Here is a 15506-nt window from a genome sequence, read left to right on the forward strand (position 1 = left end):
CGGCAACCAGGCAGGCGCTTAAAAGTTGCTTTTATTTCAGATAATTAAGACAAAATTATTCAGCCTTGATATCCGGATATTTAGCAGTAATCTTGTTGTAGAATGTCTGTAATGCTTCTTCGTAAGTTGCTTTTCCTGCGAAGTAGTCAGTCATAGCATTCTGGAATTCTTCGTTGCATCCCTGATCATATGCAGACTGGTTTGCAAGGCTTACAGAAGATACGCCTGAAGCGAAGATACCATATGGGTTCTGTCCGCCAAGGTACTTGTTTCCAAACTTCTCATCCTTTGCATACTTCTCCATGATGGTCTGGTCATTTACGAAGTCAGACTTCTCTTCTACGATCTTAGAAAGAACAGTAGGATCAGTAGTCATAGTCTTGATGATATCAGCAACTAAATCCTTGTTGTCGGTTCCGTTTGCTGCGCAGATCCAAGTTCCGCCCCAGAAGAATCCCTGTGGTCCCTGAGTAACAGCCCAGCCACCTGCTGAACCAACAGATCCATCCTGATCACATGACATTGAGAAATCGATGAACCAAGCCGGTCCAAAGTAGCAGAATACGTTAGCGGTATCTGTAAAGAATCCCTTCTTCCAGTCTTCCTGCCATAAGTTGTAAGAAGATGCTGAGTTAATCTGCTTCTTGTCTGCCTGCTCCTTGGTCATATCAACCCACTTCTTGATGTTAGGGTCGATGTTAATCTTTCCATCAACAACCCACTTAGAACTTACGTTGTTAGAGAATACACGGTAAGAATCAGTAGCACCTGCAGTCATAAAATATCCAGCTGCCTGCATCTTAGCAGCGGTCTCAGCGTACTTATCCCAGTCAGAAACTGCCTCCTGAACCTTTGCAGGATCATCGGTACCTAATACCTTCTTAGCGATTTCTCTGTTGTAAATCAATGCACCTGGGCAGCCCTGCCATGATGCACCCTTTAACTGACCATTTGAATCAGTTACAACATCCTTAGTGTACTGATACTGGTTAGCAAATACAGAATCGTCAAGTCCGAGTTCAGATAATGGAAGAGCATCTGGAGTATCAACATACTTTAATGCATAGTCAGCCTCGATGAGGAAGATATCTACCTTATCATCATCTTTTGCGGTAGCCTGATTATCAAGTGCCTCGTCCAACTTATTCTGATAAGCGTTGTCCTGGTTTGCTGTGATAACCCAGTTTACAGTTACATCTCCGATCTTACCGGTTGTGTCATCAACCTTCTCGTAATTCGGATAGTAAGCAACTACTCTCTCCTGCCACTCGGTGTTCCAAACATAAATGTTTAAAACATCTCCGCCGTCTTTTGCTTCGTTGTTGCTGCTAGCGTTGTTTGCCTTGTTTGTGTCGGTTGTCTTTCCACCGCAGCCAGCGAGTAAAGTTGTTGCCATTGCTGCACACAAAAGTGCGCTAATGAGTTTTCTTTTCATGAATGTTTACCTCCCTTGTTGTTTATAAAACTTTCATAAAAGATTTATTATTATCGCATTCGCAATAGTAATCGTAATTTATGATCGAGGTGCTGCTACCGATCCGCCCTCTCTGACTTCGCCAACAATGATATTTGGCTGAATGAGGGTCGTCTTTGGTTTCTCGATCAAATCAATTAATTGTTCTGCTGCCGTCGCTCCGATTGCGTCCATGTTCTGCGCCAATGTGGTCAGCTGCGGCAACATATGAAGTCCGATTTCAATTCCGTCATATCCGGCTACGGATATATCTTCCGGAATCCGAAGTCCTTTTTCCCGGATTGCGTTTATGCCTCCGATGCAGGCAAAATCATCAGGATAAAGAATACATGTCGGCGGTTCGTCGAGTTCCAGCAGACTGCGTGTTTCCCGATATGTCTCGTCCGTACTGCGGTAGGCCGCTTCACGAACATATTCATCCGGAACTGCAATTCCGTTTTCTTCGAGTGTCTTGTAAAAAGAAGACAATCGCGCCGAGGTTACCGCTGATGGCAAACCGTGAATATAAGCGATTTTGCGATGTCCTTTTCCGATCACATATCGGGTCAGCTGCTGCATGCCGCCGACATTGTCGGACATCACGGCAATTCTGTTATTAAATAAGTGGTCAATGGTGACTACCGGTACATCGCTGTTGACCAGTTCGATGATCTCCGGTTCCGAGAATTCCACACAGGCAATTACCACTCCGTCAAAATTGCGGTAACGCGCATGTTCAAGATAAGTCATCTTGCGATTCTGCATCCGTCCATTGTTAATAAATGTAATGTCATATCCGTGTGCTTCTGCCGTTCGTTTGAAACTGTCAAGCACATGATTGAAGAAGTCGTGTGTCAGTCCACTATGATTACCGTCGATAAACAGGACACCGATGTTATATGTTCTGTTTGTCTTCAGCGTCCGTGCCGCTGCATTTGGATGGTACCCCATCTCCTGTGCCATTTGCTGCACACGTGCTTTCGTATCAGCTCCAATATCTGTATGGTTGTTTAACGCCTTGCTGACGGTGGCAACCGATACCCCGCATGCTGAAGCAATATCCTTCAGTGAAACCATTTTTTAAACCTCTTTGTTGTGTCCGAAAAGGACTTCCTTAATCGTTTTCGCAATTTCAATATAATCCAGAACCGCAATTCCCGCAATGTACTTTAGTACTATTTTTCGTCATATTAACCAACTTTGGTGTCTTTATACAAATTTTGATAATCATTTTTATCAATTTTTCCCGATAACATTTCTGTTTCTTCTATTATAGGCAACTTTTCACTCCCCACTTTGGAAGTATTTCTGCCAAAATATGCGAAAATTACTATTGCATTCCTTCAAAAACCACGATATAATGCGGATATACGATAACTTAATCGTTTTCGTAAATATAGGAGGATCTCAATGAAGTACGGATATTTTGACGACAACAACAAAGAATATGTAATCACATCTCCGAAGACTCCACTGCCTTGGATCAACTATTTAGGATGCAATGAATTCTTTAGTCTGATTTCAAACACCTGTGGTGGATACTCTTTTTACAAAGATGCCAAGCTTCTTCGTTTGACCAGATATCGTTACAACGATAGTCCGCTGGATACAAACGGAAAGTATTTTTACATTAAAGACGGGGATACCGTTTGGAATCCAGGTTGGCAGCCAACCAAAACACCGCTCGACGCTTATGAGTGTCGCCATGGAATCGGATATAGCCGCTTCATGGGAGCAAAAAATGGCGTAACCGCAAAGATTCTGGCTTTTGTGCCAATGAATGACACCTGCGAATTGCAGCAGCTTGTCATCACCAATGACTCTTCCGAGGAAAAACAGTTATCTGTTTTCTCTTATGTGGAATGGTGTCTGTGGAATGCCGATGACGATATGAAAAACTTCCAGCGTAACTTAAGCATCGGAGAAGTTGAAGTAATCGGTTCCACCATTTATCACAAAACCGAGTATCGTGAGCGCCGTAATCATTTCGCGGTATATTCTGTAAATACAGATATCGATGGTTTCGATACCAGCCGTGATGATTTCCTTGGAGCATACAACGGACCGGACAAGCCGGATGTCGTATTAAACGGCCAGGCTACCAATTCTATTGCAAGCGGATGGAGTCCGATTGCATCACATCAGATTAACATCAAACTCGCACCGGGCGAATCCAGATCATTTGTATTTGTATTGGGCTATTGCGAGAATCCGCAGGATCTCAAATTCGAGTCACTGAATGTTGTAAACAAGGCTCCTGCAAAAGCTTTACTTGACAAATATCGCACAGATGCCGATGTAGAAAAGGCATTTGCCGAATTAAACGAATATTGGGATGGACTTCTTTCCCGTTACCATCTCGAATCCAACAATGATAAGGTCAACCGAATGGTCAACATTTGGAACCAGTATCAGTGTATGGTTACCTTCAATATGTCACGCTCGGCTTCATACTACGAATCCGGTATCGGTCGCGGAATGGGATTCCGTGATTCCTGCCAGGATCTGCTGGGCTTTGTACATTTGATTCCGGAACGCGCCAGAGAAAGAATCATTGATATTGCTTCAACACAGTTCGAAGACGGAAGTGCCTACCATCAATATCAACCTCTGACCAAAAAAGGCAATTCCGACATCGGAAGCGGTTTCAATGACGACCCGCTCTGGCTCATCGCCGGAACCAGCGCTTATGTGCGCGAGACCGGAGACCTTTCAATCCTGAATGAGTCTGTACCGTATGACAATGACGAGTCAAAGGCAACTACCCTGATGGAACACTTAAAGCGTTCATTCGACTACATTGTCAACCACAAGGGACCACACAATCTTCCATTGATCGGTCGTGCCGACTGGAACGATTGTTTGAACTTAAACTGCTTCTCCGAGCATCCGGGTGAGTCATTCCAGACATTCGGTCCAAGCGAAGGACCTGTTGCGGAATCTGTATTCATCGCCGGCATGTTTGTAAAATACGGAGAGGAATATGCACAGCTTTGCGAACAGCTCAATATGACCGACGAAGCAGCTTATGCACGCGCACAGGTTGAAGACATGGTCAATGCTGTTATGATTTCCGGATGGGATGGTTCATGGTTTGTCCGTGCATATGATGCATATGGCAACAAAATCGGTTCCCGCGAATGCGAAGAAGGACAGATTTATATCGAGTCCAACGGATTCTGTTCACTTGCCGGAATCGGTATGGCGGAAGGCCTGCCACGCAAGGCACTTGATTCTGTAAAAGAGCGTCTCGATACCAAATACGGCGTGATGATTTTGCAGCCGGCTTATACCAAATATCACCTCGAGCTCGGCGAAATTTCATCTTACCCGCCTGGATACAAAGAGAATGCCGGAATCTTCTGTCACAACAATCCATGGGTTTCCATCGCAGAAACAACCATCGGACGTGGCGATCGCGCATTCGAAGTTTACAAGAAGACCTGTCCTGCATATATCGAGGATATCAGCGAGATTCATCGCACTGAGCCATATGTATATTCACAGATGGTTGCCGGTGCAGATGCACCTAGACATGGTGAAGCGAAGAACAGCTGGTTGACCGGAACTGCTGCATGGACATTTGTTAACATTTCCCAGTACATTCTCGGACTTTATCCGACACACAGCGGTCTTTCCATCGATCCTTGTATTCCAAAGGATTTTGGAGACTTTACGCTGACCAGAAAATTCCGTGAAGGTACCTACAACATCAAAGTCACCAATCCTTCCCATGTGGAAAAGGGTGTACGCGCTCTGGTTGTTGACGGCGTGACTGTAGACGGAACTGTCATTCCATACGAAGCCGGCAAGAAGACATACAATGTCGAAGTCGTAATGGGCTAAACTAGTTACACACTAATTTTCTTTTTTCATATTCCCAATCCTTTTTTAAGAGCTGACATTCTATGTCAGCTCTTTTCATTTGCAATATGCTATAATGGAAGCGATAAAGGAGGTTTCTATGAGAGTCGATCTGCATACGCACTCAACCGCATCCGACGGCCAGTACCGCCCTCGTGAGCTGGTAAAAATGGCAAAGGAACACAATCTAAGTCTTTACGCACTCACAGATCATGACACAATAGATGGCATTGCGGAGGCGCGCCTGGCTGCCCTGCAATATGATGTCAATTTTATTCCTGGCATTGAAATCAGCACTCAGCTCGGAGAAGAGATTCATATCCTCGGACTCCGGATTGACGAAACAACGCCTGCGCTGATACAAGCCTGCGAAGAATATAAAAAAAGCCGCCTGAGCCGCGGTCAAAGAATCATTGATTATTTGAACAGTCTGGGCATCCCCATCACGCGAAATGATCTGCCGGAAAAGAATGACGGTTCGCTTGGGCGCCCGCATTTTGCACAATATCTGCAGCAAAACGGCTTTGTCCGGACACGGCAGGAAGCTTTTGACCGGTATTTGAACACGCCCGCTTTTCATGCTGCCACAGACCGTAAGAAACCGACTCCTCAGGAGGCCATCTCACTCATTCACAGTGCGGGAGGCAAGGCATTTCTGGCGCATCCCGGGCTTTTAAAAATGGGAAAACGATGGCAGGAAAGTCTGATTGTCGAGTTGTGTGAAGCGGGGCTTGACGGGTTGGAAGTGTATTATTTTAAACATACAAAAAACCAGGTCGCCTTTTACAGACGCCTGGCCATTCAAAATCATTTGTTATGCAGTTGTGGATCCGATTTTCACGGGGAATCCGTCAAACCCGATGTCCCGTTTGGCATGGAAATCGATGCTGACATCTTATAAATCAAATATATCTCGGAATTGACATAGGCGCAGCGCTTTTCCCATGACATGGAGCCTAGTCCAAAGATTGTATTTCCAATCGAGAATGTGCTTCCCTTCTCCATTCCGTAATCATCGTCCGGTGCCTCCTCTATGGTCGCGCCGGTTCTTTTTATTTTTTCAATCATCCGCCCCTGTAACGGAGCATTGATCTGCAGGATTGCGCCTTTTCCGTAATTACACAATTGCATCAGACGATTCGTCATATACAAATCCAATTTGATATCCGCCGTCTGAATTCGGGCCTGTTCCTCTGACTGACGCATCCATTCCGTAACCTGATAGAACAATGCCGGATTGTACAACACTGCTGCCGCCGCGACAGGTTCGGTAACTTCTGCATAATCCTCCGTTGCAAACCAACTGACATTACGCCGTCCGACATGCTGATACAGACGATCCAGATGCGCTTTGGCATGTTCTGTTTTTGCACGATTGGCAAGGGTACAGATGTGGTGCTTTGCAGTCTTATGATGCGCCATCAGCGCCTCAAAACAGTCCTCCAGATGTGATACCGTCCCTGTCTCTGCGGGATTGCCCTGTTCGTCCATCTGAACAAGCAGAGCGTGTTGCTCGAATACCGCAATCTGACCATCCGCGACCAGAAAGTCCATGTGTAGGCAGTCAAACAGCCTCCATGGCGCCCATATATGAAATCGTGCATAGTCACAGATTGTTACATTTGACATGGAAAGCAGACATTGAATATACTGTTTCCCGCTTCTACTCAGACGGATATGCTTCGCATCCAACAGAATGCGCACATGAATCCCCTTGGTTGCTGCAGTATAGAGTGCAGCCAGCATCACATTGCCGACATTGTTGTCCTCAAATGTACTCGCAACAATATGGATGCTCGTCCGCGCATGATCAATCAGGCGCAGATATTCCGCAAATGATTCCTCTGCGTCCTTTAGGATGCGTATGCGCAAATTGCATTCCCCATCCAGATCCTTTTTCTTTTGTAATTCCTTTGGAATTGCCTTGCGCCGCAGCAGCGGAGCGACCAGTAGATAGCAATATACCAAAACAATAAGCGCTGCCAGAATCCATTTCATCTCTGTCACCGGTATCTTTGTCTATTCCAATGTTGTATCGTAATGCGCACGCTCTCCGCCGATGTATTTCGGGCGGACTCTTGCTGCCACAATATGTGCACTTCCGATCTCATGATGCTCCAGACGAACCGGAACCGCAACTTTTTTCAGATGCATTCCAATCAGGGTATCACCGATATCAATGCCCGCATCCGCTTTGATTTCCTCTACTGCAACAGGATGTGCAAATGTCTTGTATGCAGTTGTGCCGAATGATCCACCGGCCTTTGGCTGTGGTACCACATTGACAATTTCCGCAAACGGAACCGCTTCCTGCTCGATAATAATTGCACGGTTCAGATGTTCACAGCACTGTGCAGCCAAATAAATGCCCTTTTCGCATGTCACTTCATAAATGCCGCCAAAGACTGCCTGTGCCACTTCCAGATTGGAATTGCTTCCGATTTTATCTCCGCAGACTTCTGATGAGGAACATCCCACCACCAGAATCTGTCCTTTTTTTAAATTTGCTTTTTCGCAGATTTCTCTCGTAACAGCTTCTGCCTGTTTCTTGATTTCTTCGTACATTGTGCTACTCCTATCTCTTGTTCTCACAACTTCTAATCATAGCACAATCCCGCATAATTTCAAGATTTATCGGGAAAGTCCGCCGTCTAAAGCGAGTGAAAACTCCTCCGGAAGGAAACGCGGGCAAACATTTTCTTTGGTTGCGATCACGGATGATGCGAGTCGTGTACCGATGGTGCAAGACTCCGCCAGATCCTTGCCATAGGTCAGACCGACAGCCACACCTGCAAAGAATGCATCTCCGCATCCGGTCGTATCTACCACAGTTACTTTTTGCGGTGGGCAAATGCCATGATTTCCCTCACCGTCAGCCCATACAGCGCCTCTTTCTCCCATTGTCACAATCATCTTCGGAATCTGTGAGAGCAAGAGCTTTCTGGTCAGAATCTCTGCCATTTCTTCCGGCATTTTCTCGCTGTAATCCTCCGAAAACAAAATGCCCGACTCCTCGAGATTGCACACCACGCAATCTGTCTTTTTCAACAAGTCCCTGCGCTCCACTGCAATCGACATATTGGATACGATTGCATATACCTTTTTTTGATATTTCTCTGCCAGCTGAAAAATCGTCTTCAAAATTGATGCTTCCATGTCAATTTCCACGACAATGCTATCCGCATCCCGCACAATCTCGTCGCCATGTTCTTCAAATATCCTGCCGATTTCACTCAGATCCGGCCGTTTGGATACCGATGCCACGACATCTCCGCCATTATCAAAGACCGCCAGCCAGGTGCCAAGTCCATTCTCTGTCCTGCGCACATAGGTTGTATCGATCTTGTGTCTTTTTAATTTGCTGAGTACATCATCCGAAATACCCGTGTGATCCACGACACTGACAAAGGTCGGTTTCAGCTCGATATTTGCAATGTCCTCCGCCACATTTCTACATACACCTCCATGCACCTGCAGGACACGTCCGACATTGCGTCCTCCCGGAATAAATTTTGTATCCGGATATCCCTTTATGTCTACAAATACTGCTCCAACAACTACAATTCCCATTCTTCTTCCTCCTGTTTGAGCCCATATTGTAACACAATTTCCGCATCCCGTAAACTCTGCCGCATCTTACCGAAATCCGCATCAAAAAAGGACCGCAGACTGTCGGTCCTTTCCGTTTTTTATTTGATTCGAATCTCGACAACAGATGCTGCCGGAAGTGTCACGGTCAGATGATTTCCATTTATCTGCAATGCCGTAAATTTTGTCTCTGTGAGGTTTTCCGGCGCCTCAAAAGTATTATGGGTATGAACATCATCTGCGGTTACAATATTGGCTTCCACAAGCTCATATGCGTTCTTTTCGGTCAAGGTGATTTCCAGTCTGTTCTCCTCTGTCGCAGAAAGATTGTTTAATGTAATCGTAATGATTCCGTCTTTGCGCGAAACAGATTCGTTGACAGCAGGAACCTTCCATTCATCCACTCCGATCTCTGACACATCGCTCAACTCAGATGCAAGCAGTTGCGCGCCCTGATGATGGCGATACATATGGAACACATGATAGGTTGGTGTCTTGATCATTTGCTCGCCTTCTGTCAAAATTACCGACTGCAGCACATTGACAAGCTGTGCGATGCAGGCCAGACGCACACGGTCGGAATGTTTGTTGAAAATATTCAGGGTAACACCTGCCACGAGCGCATCGCGCAATGTATTTTGCTGATACAAAAATCCCGGATTGGTTCCCGGCTCCACGGTATACCATGTGCCCCACTCATCCACAGCCAATCCGACTTTTTTGTCCGGATCATACTGGTCGATGATGGCGCTGTGACGGCGAATCAGGGTATCCATAAAGAGCGCTTTGCTCATGGTCTTGTACCATCCCTCTTCATTGAAATCGGTCGCACTGCCCTTGATATCCCATCCTTCCGGAAATACATAATGGTGCAATGAAATCAGATCCATAAATCCATGATGTTCTGCCGGTGTATGCTCAAAACAGGTTTTCATGACACGCTCTGTCCAATGATAATCATCGACATTCGGTCCGCAACAAATCTTTTTGATTGGCTGGTCTGCGTTATAATTGCGCACATAAGTCTGATATCTGCGATATTCATTCGCATAATAATCCGGTGTCATATTGCCGCCGCAGCCCCAGTTCTCATTTCCCACGCCGAAATAATCCACTTTCCACGGTGCCTCATGTCCGTTTGCCTTGCGCAGGTCGGCCATCGGAGAAACCCCTTCAAAGGTCATATATTCTACCCATTCGCTCATCTCCTGCACCGTTCCGCTGCCCAGATTGCCATTGACATAAGTCTTGCATCCAAGTTGGCGACACAGTTCCATAAATTCATGGGTTCCAAAGCTGTTGTCTTCCACTACCCCGCCCCAGTGGGTATTGATCATCTTCTTGCGGGTTGCCTTGTCGCCGATACCGTCTCTCCAATGATATTCATCCGCGAAGCATCCTCCCGGCCAGCGCAATACCGGAATGTTGATTGCCTTCAAAGCCTCAACCACATCCGTACGCATTCCGTTTGTATTCGGAATATCCGAATGCTCCCCCACATATAAACCTTCATAAATACAGCGGCCCAGATGCTCCGAAAAATGTCCGTAAATTTCCGGTGCAATTGTGCTCAGTTCTTTCGCATCATTGATAACTAATTTTGCCATAATAAAAAATTAGATCCCCCTTCTGTTTTTCTAATTCATTTTTACCAACAAGCTCATTGAAAAGATATATATTTCTTGCTCTATCCTTTTGAATAATTGCGAAACCTACCAATGTTTATCCGGACATTTGCTCACCGGACTGAGGGCGCGCAATTCCACATAGCATCCACATGCCATGCAGGTTCCCGCATTGAGTTTTTCACAATTCTTGCACTCTGCCAGACGCCTTTCGTAAACCGGCGTGTCTACGCGGTCTTCCATCCGAATCGCTTCTTTGTATTTTTCTATCATCGCCGCATCTGCCTCTGCCATTTCTCGCATCAGGCATTTTTTGCAAAAGCGTTTCTTTTCCTGCTCCATCCCTTTTTCGCAATCCTGTTCCTAGAATAATAAGAATTTGATTTCTCCGAAGAATTCGCGCAACAGATTGTTAGGCAAATAGGTTGCCGGAGAATATGCTGCGATTCCGGTCACATTGGTCAGTCCTTTTTTCTTTGCCGTCTGCAGCGCACGGAACACGTGAAAATCATTGGTCACCAGTCCAACGGAACTGTTCGGTCTGATCATTCTCATGCTGTTAGAGACATTCTGCTCCGTGGTCTTCGAATCCGGTTCCTCCAGAATCCGCGCATCCGAGATCCCGCGCTCCCGCAGATAATCTCCCATCACATAAGCCTCCGGCATCGGCTCATTCTTTCCCTGTCCGCCGGAGACAATGCATACCGTATCCGGATTGTCCTCCAAATATTTGATTGCCGCATCCAGGCGGTATCGCAGAATCGGGCTTGGTCCACTGTCCGAAACCTGTGCCCCAAGCACAATGATATAATCCAGCCCTTCCTGCCCCTTATCGTTCAGATGGGAAATCACAAAGCCTTCCACCACCACCATAATACAGACAAAGACTGCAACCATCGCAAGAAAGATCCCCTTGACGGCCGCCGGCAATTTCTGCCACAGACAAATGCGGACCGCAATTGCAAAAAATGCAAAAACAATTCCGATTCCTATCCATACAATAAAAAATCCTGTTCCGCTGCCCAAGGCCCGTACCATAAGTCCGTAAGCAACGCAGACCACTGCCAGAACCGCATACAGCGCCAACAGGATTCCTCTTTTTTTCGACTGATTATGTTCCATTTTATTTCTTCTCCCTTCTACTATCCTCTTCTGATTTTTTCCATGTCCGTTTTTATGCCCATTCCCGGTCTTTTTGCTATGTCCGCTTCTTGTATCGTGTGCGTGCAAGCCACGCCTGATCAATCAGTTTGCTTTCATCTTTGAACCGGATGTTCAAATGAACACCGCGATCATACGGTTTGATTTCCTCAATGATTCCTTTGCCGTATTTCGGGTGTTCGATTTCTTCCCCGACTGCATATTGTATCACACGCCTGCGCTTGTCCTCATACATCTGCTCCTGTGAGCGTCTGTCCTTGAGCACATAATTTTTGTCCGCATGCGGATTGTAGAGTGCCTTCTCATAATCATGCTTCTTCAGCCCCTCTCCAATCCGGTAAAACTCAGTCGGCGCCGCACCCACCAGCGAACAGCAATATTTCCATGCACTGCCGTGCTTGCCCGGCTGCCACAGGTGTTTCTGCGGAATCTCATAATGGTATTGCATATAATGCGCATACTCATGTGCATACAAATCAATTTTGTCCAAATGATGCATCGGATCCTTATTCATGAAACTGATAAAATACAAAGAAAATGTAAAATGCTCCTGCGTCATTTCGCTTTTCGGAGAATAAGATCCAAGTACATTTTCTTCAAACGAAAACTTAATCGGAACCTCCGCTCCATGCAAGCCGAATTCCCGGTCAAATTTGCGATACAAATTCTTAATCTCGCGCTGAAAATGCGGGATTTCTTTTTCCAAAAACTGTCTCTCTCTGATATCCATATATCTTCCGTCTCTTTGCTTCCAATTCTCTAACGCCCTCTATTATACCAAACTTTCGCCCCCATTCACAGTCCTCACTCACTCCGCATCCTCTTCTCTCTCTCCGCCCGTATGCTGCCTCCCCCTGCCTTCTCACAGGGCATTTGGAGGCAAGATTCTCAGCAAAGCCACACGCTGCTTCTTTGAATGAAGCTGTTCTTTCAACTTTTTGCACTTCTCCGGCACAGTCTTTTCCACGCAAACATCCAATCATTTGTAGTCCTTTCCTGGGCCATATAGACCGGTTCGGAACACAGTCCGCTTGCTAAGTAAAACGACGAAGCCGGTTTTGAGCGCTCGACACCGTCTCAGAGCGTCCATCCGGGACGCCATCGACTCTCACCGCCATCCGTGGCGGTTCGTATCGAGCGCGTCGCAAAATCGGCTTCTGTTTTACTAAGCGCACTTCCAACGATGTTCCTCTACCGGTCTATATGGCCCAGGAAAGAGATACAATCGTATCCAATATGTTTGCGTGGAAAAGACAGTTTGTCGAAGTGCAAAATCGGTGAAAGGACAGCCTCTTGAAGCAGCGCGTACGGCTTTGGAGAATCTAAGCCTCCTCGCCTATCGTGTGAAGGCAGGGGAGGCAGCGCATGGACGGAGGGAGACTAAATAGGATTGGGAGCAGAGACGAGTGATAGGAGAGAAACAGTGAAAGGGATGCGTAAAGAGCGAAAGTTTTGCTTTACTTTCTCGAACATCCGTTCTATAATACTTGTACACAGAAAGGAGGACATGTCATGCAGCCAATCGCTGTCGATGTCATCTGCCAGCACACCCGAGACGGGGAACTGATCCCGCTACGAATCCGCCTGCTGGACGAAGACGGCATCTATCAAATCCATAAAATCCACGAATACCAGCTGCTCACACATCAAGGCACACATACCACTGCAGACGGCGTTTATATCACCGATTGCACCCTTATTTTTGTATGCAAAATTATCCTCCTCGGCCAGCTCAAACTCATTCGACTCTATTATGAGCCTGACAAAAAGATATGGAGGATGACCGCGTAATGCTCATGCGACATTTTATCAGATTGAAGACACCAGTAAATCCAACTAAACATTGCCAATTTCCACTATCTTGTTATAATTAGCCTAGAAAAGATGCGATTACACATCTATTGGAGTCTCACTTCCATTAAAGGTGAACGATGTTATTAGGATTTCGCCCCTATAAGCGCGAAAATTTGTAATCACAATGGAGCAGGCTTATGCTTGCTCCATTTTTTTATGGAGACCAACTATATCTATGAAAAATAGATAATTCGTGGAATTTCATCCATAAATAAGAATAACCAATCAATATTGATTGGTTATCCTTTGCCTTATTTTTTTATTAACTTATGTCTTTGATAAGTTGCAACCACATTTGCAAAATCCTGATGTCTTTTTGCCTCTTCTGCAATCTCATTTCATCTGCGATCGATCTAACAGAATAGGATTGCTATTTTAACAATAGCAATCCTATTGCTTTTCTGTTATCATTTTAAGAAAGATTACGATCGGAGGAGAGCGCATGGTTTATGGTGTAATTGACAAGGAGAGCTGCCGCTATTATACCTATCTCAAATCTGTTCTCGACGCTATTGAAAACAGGCAGGTTGAGTACAATTGGCTGATTACAGATACCGAAATCGTTGCCCATAACAGCAGATTAGATGCACTCAATACGAGTGTGCATTGGAAGCACGAAGACGGAAAGCCGATAGCGATTTCTGCACCAGATTACTACTTTCTATCCGGAGAAGAACTTACAAAAATTATTTCGGAAGACGATTCTCAATGGATTTGGGGTGTCCTTTCCGGATTTGAAAAAAGTATTCCGCTTGATGAGATTCTGAAATATCCGCTTCCGGAGTCAAATGGATATGAAGGCTTTTGGAAAAATCCTCCCTCCATTCAGCATCCTCTTGCAACGATGGAAATCGTGCCATGGGACAGTTCATGCGTCCTTCTTCTCAGCACAAATAAAGAAGTCGTTGAGAAATTCAAAAAAGTGTTCCAAAAGTGCCAAGATTTAAGTGCGTATAATTCACAATAAACTGACGTTACGAAATTTAACGATACCCTTTTTTATTGAAATAGCAATCTTTTATCATGAAAAAGCATCCACTTTGTGGATGCTTTTTCATGTAATAACGTGCGTGAGAGGGTAAAGCGGAAGTAGAAAAAGGTCCGGTGGACCTTTTTCCCGCTGAACCGACCGAAGGGCTTGCTTTCAATGTCCTGAGATCGAACCCGTTCGAATCATCCGCGGTCGCTAGTGCGTGAGAGGTTGCGGTCGTCCTGTGGACGACGCTGCGAAGCAGCAGCAACGACCGTGCCAAAACCGACATCCGGCGGATGTCGGTTTTGGCACGACCGGAGTGGAACGTAGACCGGCAGGCGAGATCGAACCTATTCGAATCCGAACCGATACCCGTGCGTGAGAGGGTGAAGCGGAAGTAGAAAAAGGTCCGGTGGACCTTTTTCCCGCTGAACCGACCGAAGGGCTTGCTTGCAACGCCCTGAGATCGAACCCGTTCGAATCCGAACCGGAGGTTCGTTGCAAGAAAAAAGCAGGACATTTACTGTCCTGCTTTTTCTTGCAATTAACGTGCGTGAGAGGATTCGAACCCCCGACACCTTGGTCCGTAGCCAAGTGCTCTATCCAGCTGAGCTACACACACATATTTATTTTAACCTGTCTTGCGACAATGCCGGCGACCGGGGTCGAACCGGTACGATATCGCTACCACAGGATTTTAAGTCCTGCGCGTCTGCCAATTCCGCCACGCCGGCATACACTAAATTGTGTAAATGGGACCTACAGGGCTCGAACCTGTGACCCTCTGCTTGTAAGGCAGATGCTCTCCCAGCTGAGCTAAGATCCCAGAACATTTTCATTCAAACGACCCAGACGGGACTCGAACCCGTGACCTCCGCCGTGACAGGGCGGCGCTCTAACCAACTGAGCCACTAGGCCAACTTAAAGGATTATACCTTCAAAACTTCATACATTCACATCTCTTACAAACTTTAATGCCTAACCATTG

The 15506-nt window shown here is 46.0% G+C and carries 14 protein-coding genes and 4 tRNA genes; 4 read left to right on the forward strand and 14 right to left on the reverse strand.

Features of this window, described 5'->3' with window-relative positions; all coding sequences use genetic code 11:
• Window positions 1-55: 55 nt before the first annotated feature.
• Both CSX02_RS08180 and CSX02_RS08185 read right to left on the reverse strand, forming a co-directional pair.
• The gene (locus CSX02_RS08180) at window positions 56-1435 is read right to left on the reverse strand and encodes an ABC transporter substrate-binding protein (RefSeq protein ID WP_099386305.1); all 1380 of its coding nucleotides are present in this window, start codon (window positions 1433-1435) and stop codon (window positions 56-58) included.
• 78 nt (window positions 1436-1513) lie between these two features.
• Window positions 1514-2530, reverse strand: a complete 1017-nt coding sequence (locus CSX02_RS08185) for a LacI family DNA-binding transcriptional regulator (protein ID WP_099386306.1) — start codon at window positions 2528-2530, stop codon at window positions 1514-1516.
• A 333-nt stretch (window positions 2531-2863) separates the two neighbouring features.
• On the opposite strand from CSX02_RS08185, the gene CSX02_RS08190 reads away from it, so the two are divergent.
• On the forward strand, window positions 2864-5299 hold the full coding sequence (locus CSX02_RS08190; protein WP_099386307.1) for a GH36-type glycosyl hydrolase domain-containing protein: 2436 nt from the start codon (window positions 2864-2866) through the stop codon (window positions 5297-5299).
• A gap of 118 nt (window positions 5300-5417) precedes the next feature.
• Complete coding sequence (locus CSX02_RS08195; protein ID WP_189281441.1) at window positions 5418-6218, forward strand: PHP domain-containing protein; 801 nt, start codon at window positions 5418-5420, stop codon at window positions 6216-6218.
• Here the strand turns inward: CSX02_RS08195 and CSX02_RS08200 are convergent.
• The 8 genes from CSX02_RS08200 to CSX02_RS13550 form a co-directional block, all read right to left on the reverse strand.
• Window positions 6155-7315, reverse strand: a complete 1161-nt coding sequence (locus CSX02_RS08200) for a phospholipase D-like domain-containing protein (RefSeq protein ID WP_099386309.1) — start codon at window positions 7313-7315, stop codon at window positions 6155-6157. The genes CSX02_RS08195 and CSX02_RS08200 overlap by 64 nt on opposite strands.
• A gap of 21 nt (window positions 7316-7336) precedes the next feature.
• The gene (locus CSX02_RS08205) at window positions 7337-7882 is read right to left on the reverse strand and encodes a TIGR01440 family protein (protein WP_099386310.1); all 546 of its coding nucleotides are present in this window, start codon (window positions 7880-7882) and stop codon (window positions 7337-7339) included.
• 66 nt (window positions 7883-7948) lie between these two features.
• A complete protein-coding gene (locus CSX02_RS08210) occupies window positions 7949-8887 on the reverse strand; it encodes a PfkB family carbohydrate kinase (RefSeq protein WP_099386311.1) in 939 nt (312 codons plus the stop codon).
• A 119-nt stretch (window positions 8888-9006) separates the two neighbouring features.
• Window positions 9007-10512 (reverse strand): alpha-N-arabinofuranosidase, encoded by a 1506-nt coding sequence (locus tag CSX02_RS08215; RefSeq protein WP_099386312.1) that lies wholly within the window; start codon window positions 10510-10512, stop codon window positions 9007-9009.
• 105 nt (window positions 10513-10617) lie between these two features.
• On the reverse strand, window positions 10618-10872 hold the full coding sequence (locus CSX02_RS08220; RefSeq protein WP_099386313.1) for a DUF6171 family protein: 255 nt from the start codon (window positions 10870-10872) through the stop codon (window positions 10618-10620).
• A 21-nt stretch (window positions 10873-10893) separates the two neighbouring features.
• Window positions 10894-11652 carry a YdcF family protein gene (locus tag CSX02_RS08225; RefSeq protein ID WP_099386314.1) on the reverse strand — a complete coding sequence of 253 codons (759 nt, stop codon included), beginning with the start codon at window positions 11650-11652 and terminating at the stop codon, window positions 10894-10896.
• 76 nt (window positions 11653-11728) lie between these two features.
• The gene (locus CSX02_RS08230) at window positions 11729-12397 is read right to left on the reverse strand and encodes a hypothetical protein (RefSeq protein ID WP_242970447.1); all 669 of its coding nucleotides are present in this window, start codon (window positions 12395-12397) and stop codon (window positions 11729-11731) included.
• Window positions 12360-12674, reverse strand: a complete 315-nt coding sequence (locus tag CSX02_RS13550) for a hypothetical protein (RefSeq protein WP_189281442.1) — start codon at window positions 12672-12674, stop codon at window positions 12360-12362. Before CSX02_RS13550 ends, CSX02_RS08230 begins: the two co-directional genes overlap by 38 nt.
• A gap of 469 nt (window positions 12675-13143) precedes the next feature.
• Here CSX02_RS13550 and CSX02_RS08235 point away from each other — a divergent pair, with 469 nt between their 5' ends.
• Complete coding sequence (locus CSX02_RS08235) at window positions 13144-13482, forward strand: hypothetical protein (RefSeq protein WP_242970448.1); 339 nt, start codon at window positions 13144-13146, stop codon at window positions 13480-13482.
• Between the two features lie 505 nt (window positions 13483-13987).
• Window positions 13988-14512, forward strand: a complete 525-nt coding sequence (locus tag CSX02_RS08240; RefSeq protein WP_099386317.1) for an SH3 domain-containing protein — start codon at window positions 13988-13990, stop codon at window positions 14510-14512.
• Between the two features lie 554 nt (window positions 14513-15066).
• Here CSX02_RS08240 and CSX02_RS08245 read toward each other — a convergent pair.
• From CSX02_RS08245 to CSX02_RS08260, 4 genes are all read right to left on the reverse strand, one after another.
• A tRNA-Arg gene (locus tag CSX02_RS08245) sits at window positions 15067-15140 on the reverse strand.
• A gap of 28 nt (window positions 15141-15168) precedes the next feature.
• Window positions 15169-15252, reverse strand: a tRNA-Leu gene (locus tag CSX02_RS08250).
• A gap of 19 nt (window positions 15253-15271) precedes the next feature.
• A tRNA-Val gene (locus CSX02_RS08255) sits at window positions 15272-15344 on the reverse strand.
• Window positions 15345-15362: 18 nt separating this feature from the next.
• Window positions 15363-15436: transfer RNA gene (locus CSX02_RS08260), tRNA-Asp, on the reverse strand.
• Between the last annotated feature and the right edge of the window lie 70 nt (window positions 15437-15506).

This window comes from Agathobacter ruminis (assembly GCF_002735305.1).
In the GTDB taxonomy this organism is placed as follows: domain Bacteria; phylum Bacillota; class Clostridia; order Lachnospirales; family Lachnospiraceae; genus Roseburia; species Roseburia ruminis.